Annotated in this window: 23 protein-coding genes and 1 other RNA gene; 17 read left to right on the forward strand and 7 right to left on the reverse strand. The window is 67.4% G+C overall.

Annotation, left to right across the window (positions count from 1 at the left end; all coding sequences use genetic code 11):
* Positions 1 to 85: 85 nt before the first annotated feature.
* Positions 86 to 1,021, reverse strand: coding sequence for an ACP S-malonyltransferase (gene fabD, locus BM353_RS06680; RefSeq protein WP_092078218.1), 936 nt, complete (start codon positions 1,019 to 1,021; stop codon positions 86 to 88).
* Positions 1,022 to 1,225: 204 nt separating this feature from the next.
* Between fabD and BM353_RS06685 the strand changes: the two genes are divergently transcribed.
* A complete protein-coding gene (locus tag BM353_RS06685) occupies positions 1,226 to 2,476 on the forward strand; it encodes a cytochrome b/b6 domain-containing protein (protein ID WP_092078221.1) in 1,251 nt (416 codons plus the stop codon).
* Between the two features lie 3 nt (positions 2,477 to 2,479).
* Here the strand turns inward: BM353_RS06685 and BM353_RS06690 are convergent, their stop codons facing one another.
* The 3 genes from BM353_RS06690 to BM353_RS06700 all read right to left on the reverse strand — a co-directional run bounded on the left by BM353_RS06690 (position 2,480) and on the right by BM353_RS06700 (position 6,224).
* Positions 2,480 to 3,685 (reverse strand): aminotransferase class V-fold PLP-dependent enzyme, encoded by a 1,206-nt coding sequence (locus BM353_RS06690; RefSeq protein WP_092078224.1) that lies wholly within the window; start codon positions 3,683 to 3,685, stop codon positions 2,480 to 2,482.
* A gap of 172 nt (positions 3,686 to 3,857) precedes the next feature.
* Complete coding sequence (locus BM353_RS06695; protein ID WP_092078227.1) at positions 3,858 to 5,495, reverse strand: BCCT family transporter; 1,638 nt, start codon at positions 5,493 to 5,495, stop codon at positions 3,858 to 3,860.
* Between the two features lie 228 nt (positions 5,496 to 5,723).
* Positions 5,724 to 6,224, reverse strand: a complete 501-nt coding sequence (locus BM353_RS06700) for a DinB family protein (protein ID WP_092078230.1) — start codon at positions 6,222 to 6,224, stop codon at positions 5,724 to 5,726.
* Positions 6,225 to 6,361: 137 nt separating this feature from the next.
* Here BM353_RS06700 and BM353_RS06705 point away from each other — a divergent pair, with 137 nt between their 5' ends.
* Positions 6,362 to 6,712 (forward strand): DUF4345 family protein, encoded by a 351-nt coding sequence (locus tag BM353_RS06705; RefSeq protein WP_092078233.1) that lies wholly within the window; start codon positions 6,362 to 6,364, stop codon positions 6,710 to 6,712.
* Positions 6,713 to 6,714: 2 nt separating this feature from the next.
* Positions 6,715 to 7,063, forward strand: a transfer-messenger RNA (tmRNA) gene (gene ssrA / locus BM353_RS06710).
* Between the two features lie 110 nt (positions 7,064 to 7,173).
* On the opposite strand, the gene BM353_RS06715 is transcribed toward ssrA, so the two are convergent.
* Positions 7,174 to 8,052, reverse strand: coding sequence for a winged helix-turn-helix domain-containing protein (locus tag BM353_RS06715; RefSeq protein ID WP_143104113.1), 879 nt, complete (start codon positions 8,050 to 8,052; stop codon positions 7,174 to 7,176).
* 162 nt (positions 8,053 to 8,214) lie between these two features.
* Here BM353_RS06715 and chrA point away from each other — a divergent pair, with 162 nt between their 5' ends.
* Positions 8,215 to 9,486 (forward strand): chromate efflux transporter, encoded by a 1,272-nt coding sequence (gene chrA, locus BM353_RS06720; protein ID WP_092078239.1) that lies wholly within the window; start codon positions 8,215 to 8,217, stop codon positions 9,484 to 9,486.
* Between the two features lie 92 nt (positions 9,487 to 9,578).
* The gene (locus tag BM353_RS06725) at positions 9,579 to 10,127 is read left to right on the forward strand and encodes an SspB family protein (protein WP_092078242.1); all 549 of its coding nucleotides are present in this window, start codon (positions 9,579 to 9,581) and stop codon (positions 10,125 to 10,127) included.
* A 312-nt stretch (positions 10,128 to 10,439) separates the two neighbouring features.
* Here BM353_RS06725 and BM353_RS06730 read toward each other — a convergent pair whose 3' ends face one another.
* On the reverse strand, positions 10,440 to 11,204 hold the full coding sequence (locus tag BM353_RS06730; RefSeq protein ID WP_092078245.1) for a PEP-CTERM sorting domain-containing protein: 765 nt from the start codon (positions 11,202 to 11,204) through the stop codon (positions 10,440 to 10,442).
* A gap of 255 nt (positions 11,205 to 11,459) precedes the next feature.
* Here BM353_RS06730 and fumC point away from each other — a divergent pair, with 255 nt between their 5' ends.
* The 11 genes from fumC (at position 11,460) to BM353_RS06785 (ending at position 19,704) form a co-directional block, all read left to right on the forward strand.
* Complete coding sequence (gene fumC, locus BM353_RS06735) at positions 11,460 to 12,851, forward strand: class II fumarate hydratase (protein ID WP_092078247.1); 1,392 nt, start codon at positions 11,460 to 11,462, stop codon at positions 12,849 to 12,851.
* 4 nt (positions 12,852 to 12,855) lie between these two features.
* Positions 12,856 to 13,029, forward strand: a complete 174-nt coding sequence (locus tag BM353_RS06740) for a DUF4169 family protein (protein WP_092078250.1) — start codon at positions 12,856 to 12,858, stop codon at positions 13,027 to 13,029.
* Complete coding sequence (locus BM353_RS06745) at positions 13,029 to 13,247, forward strand: ribbon-helix-helix domain-containing protein (protein ID WP_092078253.1); 219 nt, start codon at positions 13,029 to 13,031, stop codon at positions 13,245 to 13,247. The genes BM353_RS06740 and BM353_RS06745 overlap by 1 nt, the downstream gene beginning before the upstream one ends.
* 24 nt (positions 13,248 to 13,271) lie before the next feature.
* Positions 13,272 to 13,493 carry an N-(5'-phosphoribosyl)anthranilate isomerase gene (locus tag BM353_RS06750; RefSeq protein WP_092078256.1) on the forward strand — a complete coding sequence of 74 codons (222 nt, stop codon included), beginning with the start codon at positions 13,272 to 13,274 and terminating at the stop codon, positions 13,491 to 13,493.
* A gap of 167 nt (positions 13,494 to 13,660) precedes the next feature.
* A complete protein-coding gene (locus tag BM353_RS06755; protein ID WP_092078259.1) occupies positions 13,661 to 14,242 on the forward strand; it encodes an anthranilate synthase component II in 582 nt (193 codons plus the stop codon).
* Positions 14,239 to 15,261 carry an anthranilate phosphoribosyltransferase gene (gene trpD, locus BM353_RS06760; protein ID WP_092078262.1) on the forward strand — a complete coding sequence of 341 codons (1,023 nt, stop codon included), beginning with the start codon at positions 14,239 to 14,241 and terminating at the stop codon, positions 15,259 to 15,261. The genes BM353_RS06755 and trpD overlap by 4 nt, the downstream gene beginning before the upstream one ends.
* Positions 15,258 to 16,064, forward strand: a complete 807-nt coding sequence (gene trpC, locus BM353_RS06765) for an indole-3-glycerol phosphate synthase TrpC (protein WP_092078265.1) — start codon at positions 15,258 to 15,260, stop codon at positions 16,062 to 16,064. Before trpD ends, trpC begins: the two co-directional genes overlap by 4 nt.
* Positions 16,065 to 16,541, forward strand: coding sequence for a cyclic pyranopterin monophosphate synthase MoaC (moaC, locus tag BM353_RS06770; protein ID WP_092078268.1), 477 nt, complete (start codon positions 16,065 to 16,067; stop codon positions 16,539 to 16,541).
* Positions 16,538 to 17,437 carry a GIY-YIG nuclease family protein gene (locus tag BM353_RS06775; RefSeq protein WP_092078271.1) on the forward strand — a complete coding sequence of 300 codons (900 nt, stop codon included), beginning with the start codon at positions 16,538 to 16,540 and terminating at the stop codon, positions 17,435 to 17,437. Before moaC ends, BM353_RS06775 begins: the two co-directional genes overlap by 4 nt.
* A complete protein-coding gene (locus BM353_RS06780; protein ID WP_092078274.1) occupies positions 17,434 to 18,606 on the forward strand; it encodes a molybdopterin molybdotransferase MoeA in 1,173 nt (390 codons plus the stop codon). Before BM353_RS06775 ends, BM353_RS06780 begins: the two co-directional genes overlap by 4 nt.
* A gap of 168 nt (positions 18,607 to 18,774) precedes the next feature.
* Entirely contained in the window at positions 18,775 to 19,704 is a 930-nt protein-coding gene (locus tag BM353_RS06785; RefSeq protein ID WP_092078277.1) for an MBL fold metallo-hydrolase, read from the forward strand.
* Between the two features lie 412 nt (positions 19,705 to 20,116).
* Here the strand turns inward: BM353_RS06785 and BM353_RS06790 are convergent, their stop codons facing one another.
* The gene (locus tag BM353_RS06790; protein ID WP_245759590.1) at positions 20,117 to 20,704 is read right to left on the reverse strand and encodes a tetratricopeptide repeat protein; all 588 of its coding nucleotides are present in this window, start codon (positions 20,702 to 20,704) and stop codon (positions 20,117 to 20,119) included.
* Positions 20,705 to 20,811: 107 nt separating this feature from the next.
* Here BM353_RS06790 and BM353_RS06795 point away from each other — a divergent pair, with 107 nt between their 5' ends.
* Positions 20,812 to 21,552 carry a rhomboid family intramembrane serine protease gene (locus tag BM353_RS06795; RefSeq protein ID WP_092078280.1) on the forward strand — a complete coding sequence of 247 codons (741 nt, stop codon included), beginning with the start codon at positions 20,812 to 20,814 and terminating at the stop codon, positions 21,550 to 21,552.
* Positions 21,553 to 21,558: the final 6 nt, after the last annotated feature.

Below are 21,558 nucleotides of genomic sequence, written 5' to 3' on the forward strand. Positions count from 1 at the left end.
TCTCCCGAAAAAATTCTGATCAATCAGAATTTTGCCGGAATTTTATCGATAAAATTCCGCCCCCGCCCCGGGGCTGGCGGTGCGCTCAGCTGCGCAGCGCTGCAACATCCCCGACCGTGCCGAAGGCCCGCGTGGCCACATCCGGCGCGATCCGCCGGACCATCCCCGTGAGCGCCTTGCCCGCGCCGATTTCCCAGATCTCGGTGACGCCACCCTCGCCGGCCATCCACGCCACGCTCTCGCGCCAGCGCACCCGGCCCGTGACCTGTTCGACAAGCCGCGCCTTGATCTCCGCCGGATCGCTTATGGGCCGCGCCAGCACATTGGCCACCACCGGCACCAACGGCGCCCGGATATCCGCCTCGGCCAGCGCCGCCGCCATGGCCTCCGCCGCGGGCGCCATCAGCGCGCAGTGAAACGGGGCCGAAACCGGCAGCAGCATCGCCCGCCGCGCGCCCCTGGCCTTGGCGATCTCCACCGCGCGTTCCACCGACCCCGTGTCGCCCGAGACCACCACCTGCTTGGGGTCGTTGTCATTCGCGGCCTGGCAGACACCGCCCGCCGCAGCGGCCTCGGCGGCCACCTCCGTCACGGCGTCGAAGTCGAGCCCGAGCACCGCGGCCATCGCGCCCTGTCCCACCGGGACGGCCGATTGCATCGCCTCGCCACGCAGCCGCAAGAGCCGCGCCGCATCGGTCACGCTCAGCGCGCCGGCCGCGGCCAGCGCCGAATATTCGCCCAGAGAATGGCCCGCGACAAAGCCCGCATCGGTGATCGCCACACCCTCTGCGCCGAGCGCCCGGAGCGTCGCGATCGACATCGCCATCAGCGCCGGCTGGGCGTTGGAGGTCAGCGTCAGCGTCTCCGCCTCCCCCTCCCAGATCAGCGCCGAGAGCGCCTCGCCGAGGGCCTCGTCGACCTCCTCGAACACCGCCCGCGCCGCCGGGTAAGCCTCGGCCAGATCGCGGCCCATCCCGATGCTCTGCGCGCCCTGCCCGGGAAACACGAATGCCTTGCTCATGGGTCTGCCCCTCCCCCGATTGTCCTGCGCGGTTCCGCGCTGTTTCGCCGCCTGATTACCAACCTCGCGTGGCTGCCGCAACGGGAATGGGCGCTCTGCGCGCCATCGCACCGCCTCTGTGCCTTGCCAAGGGGGCGCGCCGCGCGCAAACCTGCGCCTCGTATCTTTTGTTTCAGGTCCTGCCCCAACGTTCGGAGTCTCCCCATGGCCGCCACCAACACCGCCCAAAGCTACGGCGCCGCCGCCCGCGCGTTTCACTGGCTGACCGCGCTGCTGATGCTCAGCGTCATCCCCCTTGGCCTCATCGCCAACGATCTGGCCCACGAGATCCGCCGCGGCACCGTGACCTCGCAGGACGAGATCTCCCGCGCGGTCCAGCTCTTCTCGCTGCACAAGACCATCGGCATCGCCATTTTCGTGACCGCCCTCGCGCGGCTGCTTTGGGCCCTGACCCAACCGCGCCCCGTCCCGCTGCACCCGCAACGCCGGCTGGAGACGCTTGCGGCCGAGACGGCCCACTGGGCGCTTTACGGCGCGCTGATCATCATGCCGCTCTCGGGCTGGATCCACCACGCCGCAACAGACGGCTACGCCCCGATCCTCTGGCCCCTCGGCCAATCGCTGCCGCTCGTGCCAAAGAGCGCCGCGCTCGCCGAAGCCTTCGCCCACCTGCACGAACTCGCCGCCTGGGTGCTCTACGCCGCGCTCGCGGCCCACATCGCCGGGGCCCTGAAACACAGCGTGATCGACCGCGATGCCACCATGGCCCGCATGACCCGGGGCACCGCCGCGGGCCAGCCGGGCACGGGCCCGTCGCATCTGGCCCCCCTGCTCGCGGCGTTTGCTCTTTGGGGCGCGACGGTGGTCATCGGCCTCGGGCTGCTGACCCCGGCCGAGCCGGAGGAGATCACCCAAGCGCCCGCCGCGCGCGCCGCCGATCCCGAGACCGACCCCGTCGCCGCATCCGACCTCCCCCTCTGGACCGTCGAGAGCGGCACGCTCGGGATCGACGTCGTCCAGATGGGCGCCGCCATCGCCGGCTCCTTCGCCGCCTGGCAAGCCGATATCGCCTATGACCCCGAGGCCGCCGGCCCGAACAAAGGCACGGTCGATGTCACGATCGACATCGCCTCCCTCACCCTCGGCAGCGTCACGTCCCAGGCCATGAGCGCGGAATACTTCGACGCGGACACCCACCCGACCGCACGCTTTGCCGCCGAGATCATCGAGGGGGACAACGGGCTCGAGGCCCAGGGCACGCTCAGCCTCAAGGGGACGGAAGAGCCCGTCACCCTGCCCTTCACCCTGACCATCGACGGCGACACCGCGACCATGTCCGGCCGCACCACGCTCGACCGCCGCGCCTTCGGCATCGGCCAGTCGGTCAGCGACGCGGGCACCCTGGGCTTTGACGTGACCGTCTCGGTGGAGCTCACCGCCAACCGCGCGCCCTAGCGCTCAGAGAACCGCCTCCAACGCCTCCATCAGCTGCTCGATCTCGGCGGCGGAGGTGTAATGCGTGAAGGACAGCCGCAAGACGCCCGGATCCGGCGCCACGCCGATCCCCTCCAGCGCGCGGTCGGCATAGAAACTGCCGCCGCCCGCCATGATCCCGTGATCCGCCAGATCGCGCGCGATCTCCCCTGCGGGGCGCGCCGGCACAACCGCAATCGTCGGCGCCCGCGCCTCGGGATCCGACGGGCCCAGAAGCCGCAGATCATTGCGCCCCGCGAGCATGGCCAGAAGCGGCCCCATCCGCTCGACCTCCGCCGCGCGCATCAGATCATGCGCCGCGCGCCCGTCCGCGCGCCCGTGATGCCGCGCCAGCGCATCGAAGTAATCGGCCATCCCGGCCGAAGCGGCCACCTGGGCGTGATCGGGCCCCGCGGGCGTGAGCCGTTTGTAGAGCGCACCTTCGTTGAAATAATGCCCCTGGTTCGGCAAGGCCTCCCCGAGCGCGCGGCGCAACACCATGATCCCCTGATGCGGCCCATAGGTCTTGTAGGCCGAAAAGAGATAGACATCGGCCCCGAGCGCCCCCACATCGGGCAGCCCGTGCGGCGCATAGGACACCCCGTCAACGCAAGACCAGATCCCCGCCCCGCGCAGCTTGGCGCAGATCTCACCCACCGGGTTGATCTCGCCGATCACGTTGGAGCAATGAGGAAAACACACCAGCCGCACCCGATCATCAATCAGCGCCTCCAGCGCCACCGGGTCGAGATGCCCGGTGCCCGGATCCATCCGCCACTCGCGGACCTCGATCCCCAGCCGCTCCAGCCGCCGCCATGGGCCGGAATTGGCCTCGTGATCCTGATTCGTGACGATGATCGCGTCGCCCGGCGCCAGCATCTGGCCAAAGGCCTGCGCCAGCACATAGGTGTTCTGCGTGGTCGACGGCCCGAAGCTCAACTCATCCCGCGCGACCCCGAGCAACTGCGCCAGCCGCACCCGCGCCTCGTCCATCTCCTCGCCGCCAAGCCGCGACGCCGCATAGGGCCCGTAGGGCTGGACCTTGCGCTCCCGGTAAAACCGCTCCAGCCGCGCAATCACCGGCGCGCAGGTATAGGACCCGCCCGCATTCTCGAAGAACGCCTGGCCGCGCAGTGACGGCTCCGCAAACGCGGGAAACTGTCCCCGCACAAATTCCAGATCCAGCGCCATGTCCCGCCCTCCGCCTCGTGGTCATTCGCGCAGAGGAAGCCCGCGCGGGCCGGCAAGGTCAAGCGGATGATGGGGAAAATGCGTCGCGTTGCCAAAGGGCAAACACGTGTGCGCGGTCGCGCACCTTTCAGTATGGCTCGCGCGGGGGCCACCCGCGCGAGCCGTTGGTCGGTCAGGCGCGGCGCTCGGCCCGCAGCCCCTGGACGATCGTCCAGCACATCGCCAGCAGGACCAGCGTGAAGGGCAGCCCGGTGGAAATCACCATCGCCTGCAGCGCCCCGAGACCGCCGCCGATCAGGAGCACGATCGCGACCGCCCCTTCGAACACGCACCAGAACACACGCTGCGGCACCGGCGCATCGACCTTGCCGCCCGCCGTAATCGTGTCGATCACCAGCGAGCCGGAGTCCGAGGATGTCACGAAAAAGACCACCACGAGCACAATGCCGATGAAGCTCGTGATCCCCGCCAGCGGCATTCCGTCGAGCATCGCGAAGAGCTTGAGCTCCAGCGGCGCATCGCTCACCGCGGTCACGCCGTCCTGCACCACCTGCTGGATCGCCGCGCCGCCAAAGACGCTCATCCACAGCACACAGACGAGCGACGGGATCAGCAGCACGCAGATCACGAACTCGCGCACCGTCCGGCCGCGCGACACCCGCGCGATGAACATGCCCACGAAGGGCGACCAGCTCACCCACCAGGCCCAGTAGAACGCCGTCCAGCCCTGGCTGAAGTTCACGTCCTCGCGGCCGATCGGATTGGACAGCGCCGGCAGGTACTGGATATAGGCCAGCAGGCTGTCGCCAAACCCGGTCAGGATCGCAACCGTCGGGCCCATCAGCAGCACAAAGAGCAGAAGCAGAAACGCCAGCCCCATGTTGATCTCCGAGAGCACCTTCACGCCCCCGTCGAGCCCGCGGATCACCGAGACCAGCGCCACGGCGGTGATGAGCGAGATCAGGATGACCTCGGTCGTCGAGCCGGTGGGCACGCCAAAGAGCGCGTTGAGCCCGGCATTGGCCTGGGTCGCGCCGAGGCCGAGGGAGGTGGCAAGGCCGAAGAGCGTGGCAAACACCGCGACGATGTCGATCAGGTGGCCCCACCAGCCCCAGACCCGCTCGCCGAAGATCGGGTAGAAGGCCGAGCGGATCGTCAGCGGCAGCCCCTTGTTATAGCTGAAGAGCGCCAGCGCCAGCGCCACCACCGCGTAGATCGCCCAAGGGTGCAGCCCCCAGTGGAAGATCGTCGCCGCCATGCCGAGCCGGATCGCTGCCTCGGTGTCGCCCGCCGCCGCGCCGAGGGGGGCCCAGTCGGTGCGCGCACCGGCCTCACCGGCGGTGCCGCCAATGGCCGAGCCATAGTGGCTCAGCGGCTCGGAGACGCCGTAGAACATCAGCCCGATGCCCATGCCCGCGGCAAAGAGCATCGCGAACCAGCCCGCATAGGTATAGTCGGGCCGCGCGCCATCGCCGCCGAGCCGCACCGAGCCCCAGGGCGAGACGATGAGAAAGAGGCAGAAAATCACGAAAATATTGGCCGAGCCGAGGAAGAACCAGTCGAACGTGCTGGTGAGCCAGGGCCGGAGCCAGCCGAACATCGCGCTCGCCTGATCCGGCAGCGCCAGCGCGAAGAACACGAAGAGCACCACCATCAGCCCCGAAATCGCAAAGACGGGGTTGTGGATGTCGAGACCCAAGGGGCCGATCTGCCGTTCGATGTTGTCCTGTCCGATTTCATAATCGGTGTCGATGATCTCCGTCCCGCCGCTGGGTTCGGGGATCCCCTGTTGCGTTGTTGTATCTGACATCTTTCCCTCTCACTTCTGGTGCCCCCGTCGTTGCGTCCGGGCCGCCGGGCCAGCCCGGAGCCCCGCGAGCGGGGGTCGTTTTATGACATGGGGGCAGCGCGCAACCGCCAGGCGGACCCTGCGGCCAAAACCGCCCGCCGGCGCCCCATGCCCCCCAGACCTATCCTAAAGACTAGGCCGCTGGCCAGCGGATCAAGCCCGCGCGCGCCGGGCGGGGCGCGCGGCGGCTCAGCGCTTGCGGAATATAAGGTCCGTGACCGGCCCCGCCGCCCCGGCCTGGGTCAGCATGGTGTGAATCTGCCCGCGGTGGTGTGTCTGGTGGTTGAAGAAATGCGTGATCGCGAGACCGACGGGCAGGCTCATCTCGCGCTGCTCTACGCCCGAGAAAAACGACACATCGCCGACGAGATCCAGCGCCGCGAGCCGGTCCGCCCAAGCGATGATGCGCATGTCGAGCCGCCGCCGCGCCCCGGCCCAGGCGGCGGGCGTCGGGGTCAGGGCCGGACTCTCGGCCAGCGCGATTTCCGGCAGCGGCCCCGCGCCGAAGCGCGCCATCCACATATCGTCGCCCCAGAGCAGATGGTTGGCCGTCCCGAGTATCGAGCCGAAAAACGCGCCCCGATCGCGCGTGATCTCCGCCACGGGCAGCCCGTAAATCGCCTCCCGAAGCTGGTCGTTCTGCCAGGCATTGTAGCGCGCCATTTCGCGGCAATAATCCGGTGTAATCATCCTCGCGGCTCCACACGTCTCCCAGTGATCTTTGGTCAAGTGCTACACCGATCCCGCGCCGCCGCCCAGACCGTGCGCCCTTGAGCCCGGCCCCGCGCGCCCTACAACCGAGAGAGCCACGAAGGAACGCCCGCATCATGATCGACCTGCTCAATATCGCCGCCGCCCTGATCACCATCGCCCTCGGCGCGATCGGCTGGCTCTCGCCGCGCACCGCCGCCTCCGCGCTCGACCTGCAACCCGCGGGCAGCACCATGGGACTGAGCGAGCTGCGCGCGTCCGCCGGGGGGCTCTTCGTCGCGCTCGGGCTCGGCGCGATCCTCATCGGCGCGCCGCTGGCCTACCTCATGCTGGGCCTGGCCTATGCCGGGGCCGCCCTGGGCCGCGCCACCTCGCTGGTGATCGACCGCCCGCCGCTGGCCAAGGCGCTGTTTTATTTCGCGGTCGAGGCCGTGCTGGCGCTCTGGCTCATCCTCGCCAACCTCTGATGGCCCTTGAATTCGCCCCGGCAAGCGCCCTATATTAGACCTGTCCCTCGGGACTATGGACATAAACGCGCTCGTAATAAGCGGATCGGACCCGGGGGCGGTACCCGGCGGCTCCACCAAAAATCCTTCGTTTGGGGATCATGGGGCCGAAACAGGATCGACGAACGTCTAAAGGTGTAGCTTTGTCTCGGTGAGGTACCACCGTTATCGGTCCGAAAAGTACAATTGCAAACGACAATCGTGCTCCGGTGGCTCTGGCTGCGTAAGCAGTCCGAACTATCGAAATCTAAGCCCTTGCGCCTAGCAGCGTAAGGCGGGGTTCGCAGGCACCTGGCAACAGAAGCCTGCACTTTCCCCCTTAATTTTTCAGTGGTTTTCAGGCCGGACGGTGTGACGCGGCGGCGGGAATACCCGCGCCGGGATCTACGTCTTTTTCTGTGATGGAACTGTCGAGGCGCGGCTCACGCCTCGGGCACCGGAAACCGCTGGTCCAGCGCCGCTTGTCCGTCCGGGGTCACGTCGCCCGGCGGATCGATGATCCAGCCGCGCTCAAGGCACATCGCATAAAGCCCGTCCGCAAGCGGCGCGGCCATGGTCTCGGGGCCCTCGGCCTCGGCCAGATCGCCCGCCTCCAGCACCGCCGGATCAAGCCCGCGCGCCAGAAGGATCGCCCGGCCCGCCCGGGTCAACCGCGCGCCCTCCGGCGCCCCGTCAAGCCCCCCGCGCGCGCGCAGACTGGCCAGAATCGCCGCCGCCGCATCCGGCTCAAGGGTTTTGGCGGTGACCTCGTCCTCAGCCGTGACCCTCGGCGGCTCTGCCTCCAACGCGGGCGCGCGTTCGCCCGAAGCAATCTCAAGAATTTCGCGGTCGGTGTCATCACTGACGGGCGCAGAAATCGTTGCGTCCGCGCGCGCGACAGCAAGCGGCGCCGAAGCGCCCCCACCGCTGCCCGTTGCGGGCACGGCCTCATCCTCTTGCGCGGGCATCGCGCCTTTCGCCGAAGGCGCAGCGCCCAGAGGCGCCTTTTCGGGCCGCAGCGCCACAGCCGCCGGCCCCTCCGCCTCGGGATCAATGAACCGCCAGACAGACGCCACCGCATCAGCCGCGCCGGCGCCAGAAAGCGTAAACACCCGTTTGCGCCCGTCGGTCTCGCCGCAGACCAGCCCCACGCCTTCTAGCCGCTTGAGATGCGCGCTCGCCGTGGGCCGCGATACCTCTGCCACCGTCGCAAGCTCGCTCGCCGAGAGGCACGCGCCCTCGTGCAGCGCCATCAGCATGGCCATGCGGCCCCGATCGCCCATCGCAGCGGCGACTTCATGCGGGTTGGGCAGTGCGGGCACGGGCGCTCCTCTCGTCAATCCGGCAACTGTTGCTTTGTTGGAAACACTAGAAGCGAATGCTTAACAAACCCTCGCCACGCATTTTTATTGCGCCGCCCTCGCGGATGCGGCTTGGTGGGCGCGGCGGGGCGGAGCACGGCGGCAAACGGGGGCACTCTATCCATGACCAAGGCGCGCGACGGGGAGCCCGGGCTGGGCGATCTGGCCCGGGTATTCGGGCGGATTGGCGTGCTGTCTTTCGGCGGGCCGGCGGCGCAAATCGCGCTGATGCACCGCGAATTGGTGGCGCGCCGCCCCTGGCTCGGCGAGGCGGATTTCCTGCGCGCCCTCGGCTTTTGCATGCTGCTGCCCGGCCCCGAGGCGATGCAGCTCGCGACCTACGCCGGCTGGCGGTTGCGGGGCGTCGCCGGGGGGCTCATCGCCGGGGGGCTCTTCGTGCTGCCGGGCGCGGCGGTGATCGCGGTGCTGGCGCTGGGCTACGCGGCGTACGGCGCCGCCCCCGGCGTTCAGGCCGCCTTCATGGGGATCAAATGCGCTGTCATCGTGATCGTGCTTCAGGCGCTGGTGCGTCTGGGGCGCAAGGCGCTGCGCAGCGGGGCCGATCGCGCGCTCGCGGCCTGCTCCTTCCTCGCGATCTTCGCGCTCGGGCTGCCCTTCCCGCTGATCCTCGCCGGCGCGGCGCTCGCAGGCGCGGTGCTGTTTCGCAACGCTCCCCCCGCGGAGCCGCCCGCACCCTCGCGCCACGGGCCGAGCATGCGATCAAGCCTCCACACGCTGCTCATCTGGGGCGGTCTCTGGGCGCTACCCTTCGCGGCGCTGCTGCTCTGGCCCGCGCCCTACCTGTGGGATGTGGCGGTGTTCTTCTCCAAGCTCAGCATCATCACCTTCGGCGGCGCCTATGCGGTGCTTGCCTATATGACGCAGAGCCTCGTGGAGACCCATGGCTGGATCACCGCCTCCCAGATGATCGACGCGCTCGGCCTCGCCGAGACCACCCCCGGCCCGCTCATCCTCGTGACCCAGTTCGTCGCGATGATCGGCGCGGGCGGCACGGGTCAGGCGATTCTGGCCGGGGCGACCGCGCTCTGGGTCACTTTCGTGCCCTGTTTTCTGTGGATCTTCCTCGCCGCGCCCTACGTCGGCTGGCTCACCTCGGCGCCTGCGCTCGCGGGCGCGCTGCGCGCAATCACAGCCGCGGTCGCGGGGGTGATCCTCAACCTCGCGCTGTGGTTTTCCATGGCCATCCTGTTCGAGGCCACCCGCGCGCTCCGGCTCGGCCCGCTGTCGATCGCCCTGCCGGACCTTGCGCGCCCCGACCCTGCCGCGCTGGCCCTCACCGCCCTCGCCGCGGCGCTGCTCCTCGGCGCGCGCCTGCCGCTGGGGGGCGCGCTGATGCTCATGGCGGCGGCATCTTTCGGGCTTTCCGCCCTCTGAGCCCCGGGCCCGGCAAAAGCGCCGAGGTTCCCCCTTTCGTTTCGCCCAAACTCACCTATGCTCTGGACGTGTCGTAGTTGGAGGTGAGTCACATGTCGCGCGAGATTGACTATGGTAATCTCATGCACCGGGCCATGCGGTCGCTCATTCGCGAAGTGCTGCAGGATGTTGCGGACCACGGGTTACCGGGGGAGCATCATTTCTTCATCACGTTCGACACCCTGCACCCCGATGCCGAGATCGCCGACTGGCTCTCGGATCGCTACCCCGGCGAGATGACGGTGGTGATGCAGCATTGGTACGACAACCTGTCGGTGGATGAAGACGGATTCAGCGTGACGCTGAATTTCGGGGATGCGCCCGAGCCGCTCTACATTCCTTATGATGCGATCCGCACCTTCGTGGACCCGTCGGTCGAGTTCGGGCTGCGGTTCGAAAGTCCCGAGGAAGACGAGCCCGAGACGTTGCGCACGATTGGGGATGCCCCGTCCGACGCGGATGACGCTGGCGAGCCTGTGGACGGGCCGGGCCGCGCGACTCCGTCCGGCGCCGAACCCGCGCGCGAAAAAGCGGGCGATGACGACGCGGCGCCAAAACGCAAGGACGCCGAAATTGTCAGCCTCGACCGGTTCCGCAAGTAAGGCCATTGCGCAGCCTTACGCGCGAACACATCTCAACGGCCCGTCTATCAAAGGCCGTCTGTCAAAGGCGCGTCCATCAACAGCTCGTCCATCAGGGTTGATTTGAAAGTCCGCGCTCCGGTGGCGATCCTCGCGCTTGTTGGGTCTTGCGCGCGTCAAACGAATGGCGATGGCGATGCGTGGCCGCGAAGGGAAGGTATCGCGCAGATCGCCCGTGCGTCCCGCCAGGCGACAGCGAATTCAGAAAATCGAGTGTTGGAGGTCCTCGGAAAAGCGGTCGGGTTGAGGTCCGAACCATCCTCTCGCGCTTGATCAGCCTCGTTCAACAGACTGAAGTGCGCGGCGGCGGGCGATGAGGCCCAACCCGCCGAGTCCGGCGATCAGGAGCGGCAGCGCGCCGGGAAGCGGCACTGGCGTGAGGCTGGGCTCGACCGGGGTGGGCGTCAGCGTCGCGCCGCTCCCTCCCGAGGCGCCGTCGGACGAGCCGGAGCTTGTCCCCGCCGCACTGCGGAGCGAAGCCAGGGTGCGAAGGCTATTCCCGTCCGTAAACCCACCGAACCCGTTGGTGGGCGCCCCGGCCGACCGGCCAGCGGGGCCCGAGGTGCCGCGTTGTGTCGGATAGGCGCGCGCGAGGATGATGTATTCCCCCAGCGGCGCGTTGGAGGCCAGAAGCAGGGGCGCGATCTTGTCTTCCATGAGCGGCGGCGTGGTGAAGATGACCGGCGAAAAGCTCTCAAGGCAAAGAAGGCAATCGTCTGGGCCCATCAGGCCCGCGCTGGTTGAGACAAAGGCTTCGATCGGCGCGCCGAAGAGATCGGTGATCACGGCCTCAAGCGAGGGCACGTCGCCTCCGACCGAGGCATCCCCCACGGTGCGGCCGACCGTCGGCGCCGAAAGCCGCGAGGCCATGCGGTCCACCCTGAGCCGGATCGGGTGATCCAGGTGCGGGCGACCGAGCGGAACGGGCGCGGGCTGGGTGAGAATGACCGGGCGCTTGCCCAGATCATAATCGTTCAGGATATTGGCCGGCGCTGCGACGGCAAAGATCAACGACAGAAAAATCAGAAACTGCTTCACAACTAAACCCCTGATGAGAGGTCATTTTTGTACCGCACCGCACCCGGTTTCGCGAAGCAGAACCTAAAGGCAGAGTTAACGACGCTGCGTTGGATCAACAATGCGGGGCGAGAACATATGATTACCCTGCGTTTACGCAACAATCTTTCGCCCCGCATCCCCGACTCACCCCTTTTGGCGCGCAGATCGCGTTGCCGTCGGCGCCCGGGGCGGGTAAACCGCATGCAACAAGATCATCGACCAGGGAGACGCGCGATGACCGAGACCCGCACTGAAACCGACAGCTTTGGCCCGCTTGAGGTCCCCTCCGACAAGTATTGGGGCGCGCAGACCCAACGTTCGCTCATGAATTTCCCCATCGGCTGGGAACAGCAACCCGTGGCCATCGTCCGGGCGCTCGGCGTCATCAAGCAGGCCTGCGCCATGGCCAACAAGGCCAATGGGTCGATGGATGCGGGCATCGCGGATGCCGTCATCCAGGCGGCAGGCGAAGTGGTCGCCGGCAAGTTCGATGACAACTTCCCCCTCGTCGTCTGGCAGACCGGCTCGGGCACGCAATCGAACATGAACGCCAACGAGGTCATCGCCAACCGCGCGATCGAGATCCTGGGCGGCGAGATCGGCTCCAAGGATCCGGTCCATCCCAACGACCACTGCAACATGGGGCAAAGCTCCAACGACACCTTCCCGACCGCGATGCATATCGCCGCCGCGATGACCGCGCGCGACGTGCTGCTGCCGGGGCTCCGGGCACTGCTCGAAGGGCTCGAGGCCAAGACCGAAGAGTTCAAGGACATCATCAAGATCGGCCGGACCCACACCCAGGACGCAACGCCGCTCACGCTGGGGCAGGAGTTCTCCGGCTATGCCCACCAGATCCGGCAAGGGATCGCGCGGATCGAGGCGGCGCTGCCCGGGATTTACGAGCTGGCGCAGGGCGGCACGGCCGTGGGCACCGGGCTCAACACGAAAAAGGGCTGGGGCGAACAGGTCGCGGCGAACATGGCCGAGATCACCGGCCTGCCCTTCGTCACCGCGCCCAACAAGTTCGAGGCGCTGGCGGCCCATGACGCGATGGTGTTCATGTCCGGTGCGATCGCGACGGTGGCGGGCTCCTGCTACAAGATCGCCAACGACATGCGCTTTCTCGGCTCGGGCCCGCGCTCAGGCCTCGGCGAGCTGATCCTGCCCGAAAACGAGCCCGGCTCCTCGATCATGCCCGGCAAGGTCAACCCGACGCAGGCCGAGGCGCTCACGCAGGTGGCGGCCCATGTGATGGGCAATGACGCGGCAATCAAGTTCGCAGGCAGCCAGGGGCATTTCGAGCTCAACGTCTACAACCCGATGATGTCCTATAACCTGCTGCAATCGATGCAGCTTCTGGGCGATGCGGCGGCGAGCTTCACCGAACGGATGCTCAACGGCACCCAAGCCAACGAGGAACGCATCGGCAAGCTCATGCGCGAATCCCTGATGCTGGTAACGGCGCTGGCGCCCGAAATCGGCTACGACAACGCCACCAAGGTCGCCAAGACCGCGCACAAAAACGGCACGACCCTCAAGGAAGAGGCCATCGCGCTTGGCTTTGTCGATGCCGAGACCTTCGACCGCGTGGTGCGCCCCGAAGAGATGATCGGACCGAAGTAAGCCGATGGCCAAGGTCACGAACCTCTCCCGCTTCCGCAAGGACAGGGCCAAGAGCGCCAAACGCGCGCAGGCCGATGAAAACGCGGTGAAGTTCGGACAGACCAAAGCGCAAAAGGACAAGGCGCGCGCGGAGGCCGAGAAGGCCGCGCGCGAGCTTGACGGCAAGCGGCGCGACTGATGCCGGGCCGGCCGCAGAAACACTCGCTCACCTTGCGCGGCCACCGCACGTCGGTCTCGCTGGAGGCCGAATTCTGGGCCGCGTTCCGCGAGATCGCGGCAACGCGCGGCCAGACGATCAACGAACTCGCCGCTCAGATCGATGAGGATCGCGGGACGGACAGCGGCCTCGCCTCGGCGATCCGGATCCACGTGCTGCGCCATTTCAGGGGTTCTTAACCGATCGGGGAAACACTCGGGGCCATGACTGCGCCGCTCTCTCCCGATGCCTGGATGACCCACCTCTTCTCGTCCAAAGCCGCCCGCTCCGGTGCGGTGATCCGCCGCAAACTGCGCGATATCGAGCGCTATGCGGGACGCGACAGGTTCCTCGAAGAGATCGAACGGCGCGGCTACACGGCGGTTGAAAACGCCGGGCAGATCGTGGTGTTCTGCAACACCGAGTCCGTACGCCGGGTGCGGTAGCCGTTTTCCGATTGATCGGAAAACGGGCCGGAAAATGATCGATCATTTTCCGCGCCTGCGGCGACGACGCGCGCGGCCCACCCCTTGACGCTTGCGGTCAAGCCTGAACATGTAGGGCCGACCGAAACGCCCCTCCCCGTCGGGAGCCGAAAGCGAAGTGCCGCGACATGCTGCTTCTCATCGATAACTACGACAGTTTTACCTACAATCTCGTGCATTATCTGGGCGAGCTTGGTGCCGAGGTGGTCGTGCATCGCAACGATGCGCTCAATGTTCAGGAGGCCATGGCGTTGCGGCCATCCGGCATCGTGCTTTCGCCCGGGCCGGGGACGCCGGATGCCTCCGGCATCTGTCTTGCCATTACCGAGGCCGCCGCCGAGACCGGCACCCCGCTCTTCGGGGTCTGCCTCGGGCATCAGACCATTGGCCAGGTCTTTGGCGGCCGGGTCGTGCGCCACAGCGAAATCGTCCACGGCAAGACCGACCTTGTGCATCACCAGGGTCGCGGCGTCTTCCGCGATCTGCCCTCGCCCTTCGAGGCCACGCGCTATCATTCGCTGGTCGTGGACAAGACCGATCTTGCGCCCGAGCTTGAGGTGACCGCCGCGCTCGAGGACGGCACGATCATGGGCCTGCGCCATCGCACCAAACCCATCGAGGGGGTGCAGTTCCACCCCGAATCCATCGCCTCCGAGCACGGCCATCACCTGCTGCGCAATTTCCTCGACGCTGTGAAGGAGCCCGCATGAGCGATGCGATCAAACCTTTGATCGGCGCCGCGGCGGACCGGTCCCTGACCCGCGCCGAGGCCGAGGCCGCCTTCAATATCCTGTTCGAAGGAGAAGCCACCCCGAGCCAGATTGGCGGGCTGCTCATGGCCCTGCGCACCCGCGGCGAGACGGTCGAGGAATACGCCGCCGCCGCCTCCGTCATGCGCGCCAAGTGCAAGCCCGTCAAAGCGCCCGCCGGCGCGATGGACATCGTCGGCACCGGGGGCGACGGAAAGGGCACGCTCAACATCTCGACCGCCACCGCCTTCGTCGTGGCCGGGGCGGGCGTGACCGTCGCCAAGCATGGCAACCGCAACCTGTCGTCGAAATCCGGCGCGGCGGATGCGCTGACCCAGATGGGCATCAATGTCATGGTCGGCCCCGAGGTCGTCGAAGCCGCGCTTCGCGAGGTCGGCATCGCCTTCATGATGGCGCCGATGCACCACCCGGCCATCGCCCACGTGATGCCCACCCGCGCCGAACTCGGCACGCGCACGATCTTCAACATCCTCGGCCCGCTGACCAACCCCGCCGGCGTCCGCCGCCAGCTCACCGGCGCCTTCTCGCGCGACCTGCTGCGCCCCATGGCCGAGACGCTCGGCGCGCTTGGATCCGAGATAGCCTGGCTCGTGCATGGCAGCGACGGGACCGATGAGCTCTCCATCGCAGGCATCAGCTGGGTCGCGGCGCTCAACGAAGACGGCAGCGTCACCGAGCGCGAGCTGCACCCCGAGGAGGCCGGCCTGCCGGTCCACCCGTTCGACGCAATCCTCGGCGGCACGCCTGCGGAGAACGGCCGCGCCTTCGCCGCGCTGCTCGACGGGGCCAAGACCGCCTACCGCGATGCCGTGCTCCTCAACGCCGCAGCCGCGCTCACCGTCGCCGGCACAGCGCCCGACCTCAAAACCGGCGCCGACATGGCCCGCGAGAGCATCGACAGCGGCGCCGCGCGCGCCAAGATCACCGCGCTCGCCAAGCTCACTTCGGAGGCCGCATGAGCACCATTCTCGACAAGATCAAGGCCTACAAACTCGACGAGATCGCCGCTGACAAAGCCGTGCGCGCCCTGGCCGAGGTCGAAGCCGCAGCCCGCGACGCGGGACCAACTCGCGGCTTTGCCCGCGCCCTGCGCGCCGCCAGCCACACCGGCTATGGCCTCATCGCCGAAGTGAAAAAAGCCAGCCCGTCCAAAGGGTTGATCCGCGCCGATTTTGACCCCGCCACCCTCGCCCAAGCCTATGAGGCGGGCGGCGCCACGTGCCTCTCGGTTCTCACGGACACACCGTCTTTCCAAGGGGCGAAACCCTTCCTGACCGCCGCGCGCGACGCCACCGCCCTGCCCGCGCTGCGCAAGGATTTCATGTACGACACCTATCAGGTCGCCGAGGCCCGCGCGCTCGGGGCCGACTGCATCCTGATCATCATGGCCAGCGTCTCCGACGCCCAGGCCGCCGAGCTCGAAGACGCCGCCTTAGGCTGGGACATGGATGTTCTGATCGAGGTGCATGACGGCGAGGAACTCGACCGCGCGTTGACCCTCAAAAGCCCGCTCATCGGCGTCAATAACCGCAATCTCAAGACCTTCGAGACCCGGCTGGAGACCACCGAAGAGCTCGCGGGCCGCGTCCCCGAAGACCGGCTCCTGATCTCTGAATCCGGCCTCAACACCCCTGCCGATCTCGCCCGCATGGCCCGCCACGGCGCGCGCAGCTTCCTCATCGGCGAGAGCCTCATGCGCCAGCAGGACGTCGAAGCCGCCACCCGCGCGCTCCTCGCAGACCCGCTCGCCGGAGCCGCCTGAATGGCCGACCTCACCCATTTCGACGCCGACGGCCGCGCCCATATGGTCGATGTCTCCGACAAGCCGAGCACCGACCGCATCGCCCAAGCCGAAGGCTTCGTCCGCATGGCCGAGGAGACCTTCGCGCTCATCCGCGACGGCAAGGCCAAGAAGGGCGACGTGCTCGGCGTGGCCCGGCTCGCAGGGATCATGGGCGCCAAGAAAACCGCCGATCTCATCCCGCTCTGCCACCCGCTGCCGATCACCAAGGTCGCGCTGGATTTGACACCGGACGAAACCCTCCCCGGCATCCGCATCAAAGCCACGGTCAAGACAACGGGCCAGACCGGCGTCGAGATGGAAGCTCTCACCGCCGTCACCACCGCCGCGCTCACCGTCTACGACATGGCCAAGGCGGTCGACCGCGCCATGGAAATCGGCGGCATCCGCGTGATCCTGAAAGACGGCGGAAAATCAGGACGTTACGAGGCGGCATGACCGCGCATGGACGATCCCTCGAACTCTACTTCGTCGATGGTCGCCCCGACGGCATGCTCACAGCCGAGGTCTTCAACTGGACCGGCCATGTCCTGCGCTTTCCCCGGACTCAGGTCGCGACTGCGCTGCGCCGTGCGGAAGCGGGCCACACCGGAGTCTACATCCTCATCGGTGCCCGCGATGGCGTCCCGATGGCTTACATCGGCGAGGCCGAAGACCTGGGAGCGCGCCTGCGCGGTCATGTCGCGGGCAAGGATTGGTGGGAAGAGGCTGTCTTCATTACCAGCGCCGCAGACAATTTGCACAAGGCGCATGTCCGCTACATCGAAGCGCGCCTCGTGGAGATCGCGCGCGAGGTTGGGGCAATTCCACTTGAAAATGGCAACACCCCGCCGGGCAGTCGCCTCAGCGAAGCCGCCATCGCGAATATGGAGAGCTTTCTGGAAACGCTTTTCATGATTTTACCGGCGATCCGGATCGATATGTTCCTTCAGAAAAAGCGCAGTCCGCAAGCCAAGCTAGTTGCTGAAACGACCGACGCGCCGATGTTCCAATTCTCGCTGCCGCGACATGAGATTACCGCTCAGGCGCGGCTCATCGATGGCGAAATGGTAGTGCAAAAGGGTTCGGACGTGCGTGCCCAATGGGTCGGTGCAGAGGCACACAAGTCAAACTACACGACACTTCACGCGGAATTGGTTGCCAATGGAACCATTTCAATCCTGAACAATCGTGCCCAGTTCACCACGGACTACGCATTTTCCAGCCCGAGCGCCGCCGCCGCTGTTATCTCGGGCAGGTCGACGAATGGACGGATCGCTTGGAAGCTCGCAGACGGACGCACGTTTCAGGAGTGGGAACTGTCACAAGTCGAAGATCAGAGCCCCACGAAATGATCACCGTCGATTCCGCGCTCGCGAAACTCTTTACCCTTGTAAAGCCCCCCGAGAAAGAAACCGTCTCCCTACGAGAGGCCGCAGGCCGCGTCCTGATGGATGACGCCATCGCCACCCGCGACCAGCCCCCCTTTCCAGCCTCGGCCATGGACGGCTACGCCATCGCCCCCAGCGATCCCGCCCCCGGTGACAGCTTCACCATCATCGGCGAGGCCGCCGCGGGCCATGCGTTTCCCGGCCGGATCCAATCGCAAGAGGCAGTCCGCATCTTCACCGGCGCGCCCCTCCCGGAAGGCGCCCGACGGGTCATCATTCAGGAGGACGTGACCCGCGAAGCCGACCGCATCACGTTGAAGAAAAACCTTGATCCAAAAGCCTACATCCGCCCCGCCGGAACCGACTTTCGCGCCGGCAGCCGCCTCACCGCCCCGCGCCGCCTGACCCCGCAGGATGTGGCGCTGCTGGCAGCGATGAACCTCGCGACAGTCCCCGTCGCCCGCCGCCCCGAGGTCGCCCTCATCTCAACCGGCGACGAGCTCGTGATGCCCGGTGACACCCCCGGCCCCGACCAGATCATCGCCTCCAACACCTTCGGCCTCGCCGCCATGCTGGACGCCGAAGGCGCCCGCACCCGGATCCTGCCCATCGCGCCGGACACGCCCGAAGACCTCGCACACCTGCTGGAAATGGCCCATGGCGCGGACCTGATCGTGACGATCGGCGGCGCCTCGGTCGGCGATCATGACCTTGTGGGACAGGTCGCCCAGGACATGGGCCTCGACCGCGCCTTCTACAAAATCGCCATGCGCCCCGGCAAACCGCTCATGGCCGGCCGGATCGGCGAGGCGCTGATGATCGGCCTGCCCGGCAACCCGGTCTCGGCGATGGTCTGCGGAACGATCTTCCTCCGCCCCCTCCTGCGCGCCATGCAAGGCCTGCCCGCAGTGCCCATGCCCCGCCGCCAGGCAACACTGACCTCCCCGCTCCCCCCGAACGGCCCGCGCGAACACTACATGCGAGCGCAGCTTTTAGACGCCGGCATCGCGGCCTTCGAGCGCCAGGACAGCGCCCTGCTGACCGTCCTGCAACAAGCCAACGCCCTGCTCATCCGCCCCATCGCGGACCCCGCCCGCGCCGCCGGCGAAACGGTCGACTACATCCCGCTCTGATCTTCTTCTCTTCGAAAAATACTCCGGGGAGTCCGCCAACGGCGGGCGGGGCAGCGCCCCTTCCTCCCGATCCGCTCGCGCCGCGCAAATTCCCGGTATACTCTCTCTAGACCGCGCGCGCCCGCGCACTACCTGCCAAATGGCCTTTGCCAATAAGGGAGACACACCATGATCACCACAAGAATGACCCGTCGCACCGCCCTCACATCCGGCGCCGCCCTTCCGCTTGCCGCGAGCCTCGGCTCCGGCCCTGCTCGCGCCGATGGCCACGAGGGGCCGCAAAACGCTCTGCAAAACACGTTCGAGCTCGGCGATTTCCAAGTCTCGACCCTGCTTGCGGGCACCCGCACGGTCGAAGACATCCAGACCATTTTCGGCATGAACGTCTCGCCGGAGGAATTCGCGGATGTGAGCGCCACGCATTTCATACCCGATGACAAGTCCCAGTTCTTCTTCACGCCGACGGTCGTGCGCACCGGCTCCGAGACCGTCCTCTTCGACACCGGCCTCTCCGCCCAAGGCACCACCGCCGCACTCGCGCAGGCCGGCCTCTCTGCAGACGACATCGACGTCGTGGTCCTGACACACATGCACGGCGATCACATCGGCGGCATGACCGACGCCTCCGGCAATCCCACTTACCCCAATGCGCGCTACGTCACGGGCCAGGTCGAATATGACCACTGGGCCGCGGCCGGAAACGAGGGCTTCGACGCCAAGGTCCGCCCCTTTGCCGAGAAAATGTCCTTCCTCGGCGATGGCGAGAGCGTCGCCTCGGGCATCACGTCCGTCGCCGCCTTCGGCCATACGCCCGGCCACATGGCCTACATGCTCGAGTCCGGTGGCGAGCAGATCCTGCTGATGGCCGACACCGCCAACCACTATGTCTGGTCGCTGGCCTATCCCGAATGGGAAGTGCGGTTCGACATGGACAAAAGCGCCGCCGCCCAGACGCGCAAGCGCGTGCTCGGGATGCTCGCGGCCGACCGTATCCCGCTCATCGGCTACCACATGCCCTTCCCCGGCATGGGCTTCGTCGATACCGCCGGCGAGGGCCGCTTCCACTACGTGCCCGCGACCTATCAGATGATGCTCTGAGCCTGCCTGCGCCGCCCCCCGGATCCTGCCCGGGGGCGGCGTGTGGTGCGGACGGCGGGGCTCGAACCCGCACTCCCATAAGGGAAGCAGATTTTCGTACCACTTCGGCTTTCGCCGCCGCGCCCCCCGCGCGCGGGGGGCCGTTCGTGGTCTGGACTATCCCTTCACCATGAGCCCCGAAGAGCCGTTAGGCGCCGCCCGTCTAGTCTCTACACCTTCTCCCGGCAACCGGGAGCTTGGCTCGGGATTGGCACGGCGCGAAAGCCCCAGAGCGTTCCCCGAATTTGAGCGGTTCTACAGCGCGGGTTTCCCCGCGTGCACTCAAGTCATAAGTCTGCTGCGTCTACCGATTTCGCCACGTCCGCATCGGGGCTTCCTTGCCACAGGTCGGGTAGGGATGCGAGCCCCGATTTCACAGCTCCACCCCCGCGCCCAACCCCGCGCCCTCCGCCGCGTCAAGCATCGGCAGAAGCCCGCGCTCGGGCAGCCACGGGTTGAGCGCAAGGGCCGCCCGCAGCACCGGCGACGCATCAGCATGCCGGCCCAGCCCGATGAGCGTAAGCGCCTTGCCCGTCAACGCGCCGGTGTGCTCGGGCGCGCGCGCGAGGGCCGCATCCAGATCGGTGAGCGCCACGGCGTAGTCCCCTTGCAGGTAGCGTGCAAAGGCGCGCTGATTGTAGCCCTCCGCATAGTCCGGGCAATAGGCGACGAGCCGGTCGAACTCCCGCACGGCGCCGGGAAAGTCATAGCCCTCGCGCCGCCGCATCCCCCGATCGAGGATCTCCTGCGCCGTCGCATCGGGCGCCGCTGCCCAGATCGCCCAGATCCCGCGCGTGAGCGGCGCGGCCGCATCCGCATCCGGCGCCGCCCGCACCGCTGCAAAGAGCCGCGCGAGCTCGCCCGACCGGTCCGCGACCGGCGGACACGCCGCCCCCGCCGCCGCGCTCAACCCCGCCAGCGCCGCCGCCAAGGTCCATCCAAGACACCGCGTCCTCATCATGCCGCGATGCTACGCGCCGAACTGCCCCAAGGGCAAGCCGCACGCCCGCGACGCCCCGCACCAAAGCCACGCTTTGCAAGCCGCCGCTTTGCGCATAAGTCTGACCCATGTTCCCGATCCGCGATCACAACCCCTCGACCCACACGCCCGTCATCACCTACGGGCTTATCGCGGCCAACATCCTGATTTTCCTCAGCTACTGGGGCCTCTTCTCCGATCCGCGCGCGCTCGGCCTTTTCTACCTCGACTATGCCATGATCCCCGCGCGGATCAGCTCGGGGGGCGGGCTGCCAACGCTGCTGACCTCCATGTTCCTCCACGGCGGGCTGATGCACCTTGCGGGCAACATGCTCTTTCTGTTCATCTTCGGCGACAACATGGAAGACGAGATGGGCCACCTGCCCTTCGCGTTCTTCTACCTCGCCTGCGGCATTGGCGCGGGGCTGGTGCATGTGGCCTCCGCTCCCGGCTCGCCCGTCCCCACCGTCGGCGCCTCGGGCGCGATCGCCGGGGTCATGGGCGGCTACCTGCTGCTCTTCCCGCGCGCCCGCGTGGATATTCTTGTGATCCTCATCATCCTCGTCCGAATCTTCCCGATCCCGGCCTGGATCATGCTCATGCTGTGGTTGGGGCTGCAATTCATCGGCGGCGCGGGCGCCGACCCGACATCCGGCGGCGTCGCCTACTGGGCCCATGCGGGCGGCTTCGTGATCGGCCTTGGCCTCACGGTCCCGCTCTGGCTCCGCCTCGGCGGGCCGGGGTTCTGGCGCCGCACAGACGGCCACCCGCCCCATGCAGACGCCACCTACCGCCTCGCCCGGAGCCGGATCCCCAAAGTGCGCCGCTAAAGGAGC

This window comes from Poseidonocella sedimentorum, from assembly GCF_900116005.1.
Taxonomy (GTDB): Bacteria; Pseudomonadota; Alphaproteobacteria; order Rhodobacterales; family Rhodobacteraceae; genus Poseidonocella; species Poseidonocella sedimentorum.